The 7,430-nt window shown below is 68.9% G+C and carries 5 protein-coding genes; 1 reads left to right on the top strand and 4 read right to left on the bottom strand.

Annotation, left to right across the window (positions count from 1 at the left end; genetic code table 11):
* The 3 genes from MVA01S_RS32265 to MVA01S_RS31305 form a co-directional block, all read right to left on the bottom strand.
* Positions 1-1,421: hypothetical protein (locus MVA01S_RS32265; protein ID WP_110899838.1), on the bottom strand; the 1,421-nt coding region annotated here is incomplete at its 3' end.
* Positions 1,422-1,761: 340 nt separating this feature from the next.
* Entirely contained in the window at positions 1,762-3,339 is a 1,578-nt protein-coding gene (locus tag MVA01S_RS15830; RefSeq protein WP_003930046.1) for a cysteine peptidase family C39 domain-containing protein, read from the bottom strand.
* A 317-nt stretch (positions 3,340-3,656) separates the two neighbouring features.
* On the bottom strand, positions 3,657-4,178 hold the full coding sequence (locus tag MVA01S_RS31305; protein WP_144033041.1) for a hypothetical protein: 522 nt from the start codon (positions 4,176-4,178) through the stop codon (positions 3,657-3,659).
* Positions 4,179-4,903: 725 nt separating this feature from the next.
* Here MVA01S_RS31305 and MVA01S_RS15820 point away from each other — a divergent pair.
* Positions 4,904-5,194: a chorismate mutase gene (locus MVA01S_RS15820; protein WP_255251699.1), complete on the top strand. Its 291-nt coding sequence runs from the start codon at positions 4,904-4,906 to the stop codon at positions 5,192-5,194.
* 54 nt (positions 5,195-5,248) lie between these two features.
* On the opposite strand, the gene MVA01S_RS15815 is transcribed toward MVA01S_RS15820, so the two are convergent.
* Entirely contained in the window at positions 5,249-7,264 is a 2,016-nt protein-coding gene (locus MVA01S_RS15815; protein ID WP_040540916.1) for an acyltransferase family protein, read from the bottom strand.
* Between the last annotated feature and the right edge of the window lie 166 nt (positions 7,265-7,430).

Here is a 7,430-nt window from a genome sequence, read left to right as displayed (position 1 = left end):
CCCGCCAGCCCGCCGGGCCCGCCGTCACCGCCGGAACCGGCCGACGGTGTGCCGATGTCGTCCGCGCCCGGAATCGTGGCGTCACCACCGCTGCCGCCGTTACCGCCCTGACCGGCCACCAGTCCGCCGCGTCCGCCGTCGCCGCCGTCGCCACCGAGGGCATTCCCTTCGGAGTCGCCGTCCTCGTCACCGAAAACCTCGGCGGACCCGCCGTCACCGCCCTTGCCGCCGGTGCCTGCGACCCCGACGCCGCCGCCCTTGCCGCCGGCACCGCCTGTCGCGTTTCCGTTGTAGACCTCCGCGAATCCGCCCGCACCTCCGTCGCCACCGTTGCCGACCACCGCGTAACCGCCGTCACCGCCCTTGCCGCCCAGGCCGTCGGCCTCATCCGCAGGCACGGCGGATCCGCCGGACCCTCCGGTTCCGCCGGAGCCGATGCCGGTCGTGCCACCCTCGCCGCCGTTGCCGGCAACCGCGATCTTGCCCATGGACGAGGCTGCGGCGTCACCACCCCAACCACCGTTGCCGCCGTTGCCGTTGAGGGTCTTTCCACCGGCCCCGCCCCAGCCGCCGGTGGCGTTGCCGACGAAGGACTCCGCGTTGCCGCCGTCACCGCCCCAGCCCCCGCTGCCGATGACCGCCGAACCGCCGGAGCCGCCTTCTCCGGCGACGGCATCGCCGTTGGCCGAGAACGCGTCGCCGCCCCAGCCGGCATTACCGCCGTCCCCGCCCAGCAGCCCACCCCGGCCGCCGTTGCCGCCCCTGGCGCCGGTCGCGTTGTTGTCTTGTGCGACGTCTGAGTCCAACGTGTTCTCATCGCTGCCGCCGTCGCCGCCCACCCCTCCGTTGCCGAACAGGAAGCCGCCGCGGCCGCCGTGGCCGCCGGCGGTCGGGACCCAGCGCTCACCGGTGTCCGGGTCGTACCAGGCATTCAGCCCGGCACCGCCGTCACCGCCGTCGCCGAACAAGAAACCGGCATTGCCGCCGGCCCATCCGTAGAGCCCGTCGCCACCGTTGCCCCACAACAGCCCACCGTTGCCGCCGCGGCAGGCCCGGCCTTCGCAGTCCTCATCGGCGTCGAGTCCGTTGCCGATGAGCCATCCTCCGTTGCCGAACATCGGACGCAGCAGACTGGCGTTTGCGGAAGCCAGAGCCGTGGGAGTGGGCGCAGCACCGGCACTGAGCAGACTGCTGCAGCCGTCGGCGGTGGGGCCGGCGGTAAAGCAGTCCGGCGGTGACAGCGGAAGCATCGACTCGGTCGAGACCAACTGGACCGGGACGGAAAGCTCGGCGGGCCCATCGAGCGCTGTACCCCAAGCCAGGCCGGCGCCGATCATCACGGTTCCCAGCACCCCGGTCGCGAGATGCCGGCGTACTGAGATCTTCGCTGAATCCGATTCCACCGCACGGTGTCTGGCCACGTTCAGTCCCCTCCCATTGGTGGCCCGTCCCATCCCTGGCGGACCGTGGATGCCCGAAACAGTGCGGGCGCTGCCAAATTATTTCTTAGCTGAGAAATCTGTCAAGCGTTTGCGAATGTTCGCTATCCACCCCGCCCGCGGCGGACGCAACGCGTCTCCGGGTCAATCAAGTACATGCAGCAATCGGCCTAAAAACCGGCATAATGCGGCGATTCCACGGCGTCACGCCCCGCTCTGTCCACACACGGACACTTACGATCGTCGGCCAAGCCGCCGACCGATACTCCGCTCATCAGCAAATATAAATTGATTGCTGTATCGTCCGGCTGACCTGAGGTCGTCACCGACCCCGCTCACGCGATGCCAGCCGGTGTTCGTATCCCGCATCGTCGATCACCGGTTCGGCCACAGCGAGATTCAGGCTGGAGGCGAGCCGGCGCGGGGTGAGGTTCAGCCACGCCGGTCGATCCGCTGGGCGCCCGGTGTATCCGGTGGTCACGATCCGTGCGAAGCTGCCCGCCTTCCAGGCCGCCATGAACACTTCCCGCGGCACCTCCATGCGCTGACCCAATGGCCCGGTCGCGCCGGGTAGCACCCACTCGGCAGCGCTGTCGTTGACGATGACGACGTCCTTGGCGGCGTCGTATCCGATGATCGTGATCCCATGGTTGGAGCCCTGGCCGGTCGGCGGCTTGACCACGGTGCCGGTGAAAATCGATTGGTAGATGCTCGGACTGAAGACCGCGGCGATGATGCCCGTCCCGGGCGTCGACAACGCGTCCTTGAGCGCCTCTAGCGCCTCGTCCTCGGTGGTCGAATTTCCCCAGACCGAACTGATCCCATGCTGGGCGAGCATTTTCATCATGTCGCCGTTCTTGGACCACTTGCTGGTCCGTAGCCCCTTATAGAGCAGCGGATACTCACCGTTGACCGGGTACTGACTCTGGGTCCGCATCGCCTCCCAGACGATCTGCAGTTCGGTCGGCATCTTGCCGGTGATCTGACCGATCACCATGGCCGTCGCCATCAGCAGGCAGTTATCGGAGCTTTGACGCGCCCAGTACTGGCTGAGCCGGTCGGGGTCCCCGTAAATGTCACTGAGAGCGACATCCTCCAGGTTCCGGTTCTCCAGATCCCGGCGGAGCAACCCCAGCGCCCCCAGCAGAGTTCCGGACGACATCGGTGACGACGGCGCGGACGGGCTTGTCGGCCGCGACGGCATCGCGAGCGGGACCGAGATCCGCTCGCCCTCAGTCACGCGGGTGCGGACGAGTGCGCGCCGGTCCCACTCGGCAGGAGCCGCAGTCGCGGGCACCAGCGTCCTCGGCCTCAGCGTCGGGGCGGATTCAGGTGCGGGCGCGACACCTCCGTCGGCCACGGGCGCCGCGGCCACCGCTTCCGGGGTCGGGGGCTCCTCGGTGCTGGCGACGACCGCCGCGCCCGCGTCAAGCGGGGTAGCATCCGTCCCCGGTTCGACGCCGGTGCTGCGGGGCCTGACCGACGGGCGCCCGTCAGAGCTCTGCACGTTCTCGTCCGCGTCACCGGCGGAAGCACTTTCTCCGCCGGTCCGGTCATCGTTGTCGTCACCTTTGCCGGACGGCGGATCACCTTTGCCGGACGGCTTGGCCGACTCATGCCTACCGGACCCTGTCGCCGGCTCACGCGCCGAGGTCGACGAGGATGCGCGCTCGCGTTCCCGCTCAGACGATGCCCGGTCCCGGCTCCCCGACCCCGCCGACCCGCGGTCGCGGGAAGCCGCCGAGTCGCGGTCGCGGGAATCGGACCCGTCTGACGCCGAACTCGAGGACGAGCCGTCCGGTGACGCCGCGGCCACTCCGGATCCACCCACTGCCAGCAACCCGACACCCAGCGCGAGAATGCCCGCGCCGAGCGGTGCGACCAACTTGCTCGATTCCACCTGAACCCCCTGCCAGAGCGGTGCGCACCACCTGCGCGATGGGTGAACTATATCTTCGCTCGCGTCAACAGCAAACACTTTTTTTCAGATTGGTTCGGCGATTGCCCTCTATAGGGTGTCTATAGCCGCAGTGTGCATTCCCGCTGGCGAATTGAGGCGGCGCACCCGTCACCATGCCGACACCACCGCCGAGCGCGCGCAGGACTCGGCTCCGCAGCCCATGAAGCATCCACACCCGCGTGCCGTCAGATGCCTGGGCAGCAAACGCCACGACACCATCACGACGGCATCGCGAAACTTCGGCTACCGGAAGCTCCTCACCTCCGCTTGCGGACCGGACGTCTACGTTCGGGTGCAATCACCTCGCGACGCGGCCGCAGTGTCCGCCATGGCGCTGCGCGGCTTTCCGGGCTCGCCACCAGCTCGGCGACGGCCAACTCGAAACCGCCGTCTCGCCACGCGAGCATGAAGGCGTCCAGGGACATGTCCGTCGTGTGTTCACCGGACAAATCGTCGGGCGGTGGGGTCGACGCAGCGGCACCGCTGTCGATCACCACGGAGTCCGCCTCGACGTCCAGCCGGGCGACCACGACATCGCGGACGTCGGAACCCTCGGGTCCGTCCCGAATTCCGACCACCGCCAACTTATCCGCAGCACCGACCGCCGCGACCAGGTCGCGTAGGGCGTTCATGCTGTGCTCGTGCCGGTAGCTGGTCGCCACGGTGCGGATGCCGCGGTTCGCCAGCAGTTGCCGGGCATCGGCGACCGAAAGATCGTCGGCACTCTTGAGGCCCCGGTACATCGTCCTGCCGGGCCTGGTGACGCTCGGAGTATGCATCGCGTCGTAAGCAATCTGAGCTTCGGTCGGTCGACGGCCAGTGAGCCGACCGATCGTCGCGGCCGTCGTCGTCAGTACGGGGTGGGTCATATGCTGCGCCGGCCCGGCACATCGCCGTGAAGCTGCCGAACAGCACAAGCCCGCGAACCAATCGCGATCCCGGGGAGCTGCGCGTAGGCGCGGCGCCCTAATCGATCTGCCCCCACCACAATCCCCCGACCATGCCGTCCCGCAAATTCGCTTCTGCGGGAACCGTACCGATGCTCAGAGTCGCCTCGCGGGCAATCCTCAAAATTGACCACCGGCTTTCCAGTTTCAACAGCACTTTCCCGCAATCCAGGTATTGGTCGGCAACCGCTGAGCGTTCTAGCGTGCAGCTTAAAACAGCACCACTGGCTAATGGCGGTTAAATCAGTAAACAACCTGTCGGATAGCCCGCTCTGCCGCTGCGGTTGGGGTTGGACAGGTCCACCGGCAAACAGGCGTCCATGTCGCAGTAGGACGCGGACGCCTGCGTAATGCCGCACCGACGACCCCAGGACTCTTTGCGCCGCCGCCGCCGGTGGTGGCAGACTGTTCGGGTGCTCAACGCGCAGCAGCGATTTTTCTACGGGTACCGGCCAGCGGTGCCCGTGGTGTAGCTGCTTCCCAGAGCCCCGCGGTCCGCTTCCGGATCCGGGGCTCGTCTCTTGTGTGAGGCCCCTGCAGCGGATCGGACCAGGCCAGTGACACAACGAGAATCGGAGAACGACATGACGACGGAAACCTCCCACGTGCCTGACATCGACGACCTGCGCCAGGAGATCGACCGCCTCGACGCGACCATCCTCGAGGCCGTCCAACGCCGCACCGAGGTATCGCAGATGATCGGCAAGGCGCGCATGGCCTCCGGCGGCACCCGTCTGGTGCACAGCCGGGAGATGAAGGTCATCGAGCGCTACAGCGTGCTCGGCGAAGAGGGCAAGAACCTCGCCATGCTGCTGCTGCGCCTCGGCCGCGGCCGCCTCGGCTACTGACCCGGGCGAATACGGCGCGCCCGAGCACCCCTGCTGTCGCGTTGCGCGCCGGATTCACTCGGACTTGAGCGACTCCACCAGCCACGGCGTCAACCACTCCACGGCCTCGGGTGTCGGATGCACGCCGTCGCTGCGCACCCGGATGCCGTCCACCCGGGCCTGGTAGTACCCGTTCGGGCTCAGCTTCTTGTTCAGGTCGAGCACGGTGGCGTTCGGCCGCTCGTCGACGACGCTGCGCAACAGCGCATTCCACTGCTGCACGCGTTTGGGCTGATCCTCCGGGTAGAGGCTGCCGTCGGATTTCTCGGCGCGACGGTTGTACGGCTCGGTCGTGACGACCACCCGGGCGCCGGTCGAGCTCAGGATGTCCAGCGCGCGGTTGAGCTCGGCGCGCAGGTACGCGTCGTAGCCGGGCTCCCCGATGTGCGTCCACCGGCCCTCGTTCATCCGGTCGACGACCTCCCAGCGGCCGACGATCAGCAGCGCCACGTCGGGTTTCTCGTGGCCGATGCGCTGGGTCCAGCGGGCCGGCCACGCGTCGCACTCGGGCTTCTGCTGCAGCTCCTGACCGACGTACTCGTAGGGCCCGCCGCGCGCGATGCCGCACCCGATCGTGGTGTAGTCCGCGAAGTGCAGGCCCGGGGTTTCCGGCAGATACCGCATCAACGTCCAGCCGATGGAGTCACCGAACACCGCCACCCGCAGGTCCCCCGGCGCGGTCTGTCTGGGCGGCCTGGTCACCTCGACCGGCACCTCGGCGCCGACCAGCGCGGCGATGTCCACCTCCGGCCCCGGCGGTGGGGTCACCGTCGAGATCCGCACCGGCAGCACCGTCATCGTCACCACCGCCGCGGTCGCGGCCGTCGCTGCGGCCAGAGGCAGCATCGGCACGAACGCAGGCCGCCACTCCCGGATCGGTTGTTCGATCAACCACCAGGACACCGCCGCGACCGCCAGTGTGGCGGCGCAGCGCAGCGCGAACAGTTCCCAGCCGGTGGTTCCGGTGCGTTCGCCGTTGATCACCTGGAAGATCGGCCAGTGCCACAGGTACACCCCGTAGGAGATCGCGCCGAGCCCGACCAGCGGACCGGCCGACAGCAGACGCGCGACGGGACCGTCCTGGGCGAGCGCCACCGGGGCGATGACGAGCACCGCCGCCAGCGCGACCACCGTCAGCAGGCCGCTGCGGAACTCCTCGGCGCTGCCGGTCGCCATCCGGGCCGCGGTGAAGAGCACCACGAGCCCGACGGCAGGCAGCCACCACGCGATCCAGCGCGCCCACCGCGACCGGAAGATCACCAGCCCGGCGGTCAACCCGCGCCAGTCCCGCACCAGGAGTGCGGCGGCGGCCGCGCCGACGAGCAGCGCCTGCACCCGGGTGTCGGTACCGAAGTAGACGCGGTTGAGCGCCGCGTCGGACGACAGGACCATCGCGGCGCTCGCCGACGCGGCGACGCCACCGGCGGCCAGCACGAACACCGCGGTGCGCACGGCGCGCTGCGACAGCGGCACCCCGCGCCGGTACGCCAGCGCCGCAAGCGCGGCGACGACGCCCGCGATCAGCAGCGGCCAGAGCACGTAGTACTGCTCCTCGACGGCCAGCGACCAGGTGTGCTGCAGCGGCGACGGCGGTGCGCCCTGCGAGAAGTAGTCGGTGTCCTGCGCGACGAACACCCAGTTCGACATCCAGAAGAATGCGGCGACGGCGTCGTCGCGCAGGTTCGCGGTGGATTCCTCGGAGAACAGCTCGCGCAACGCCACGACGGCGAGCACCATCACCAGCAGCGCGGGCAGCAGTCTGCGGGCCCGCCGGATCCAGAAGCCCTTCAACCCGACCCGGCCCGTGCGGCCGACTTCGTCGAGCAGCAGCGAGGTGATCAGGAAGCCGCTGAGGACGAAGAACACGTCGACGCCCAGGAAGCCGCCGGACAGTCCGGGGACACCGCCGTGGTCGGCGAGCACCAGCGCGACGGCGATCGCCCTGATGCCGTCCAGCGCCGGGATCGCTTGGCCCGGACCGACATACCGCCGTGGGCCCACACGGACCGGCGCCGCACTCACGGCTGTCACGTCCTAGGGCCCTCCTCGCTGCTCCGAGCAAGGAAGTCTATGGGCCGTGCGCCGACGAACCCGGCAGGCGCGCGGACGGGGTCACCGCCCGCCCGCGAGCAGACGCAAACTCTGGCGTGTCGCCGGCAACTCGCCGGAGTTTGTGTCTGCTCGGCGCGGAAGGTGA

It is taken from the genome of Mycolicibacterium vaccae NBRC 14118 = CIP 105934 (genome assembly GCF_001552715.1).
Classification (GTDB): domain Bacteria; phylum Actinomycetota; class Actinomycetes; order Mycobacteriales; family Mycobacteriaceae; genus Mycobacterium; species Mycobacterium vaccae.
The sequence above is the reverse complement of the archived record's forward strand: the minus strand, read 5'-3'. Positions and strand labels throughout refer to the sequence as shown.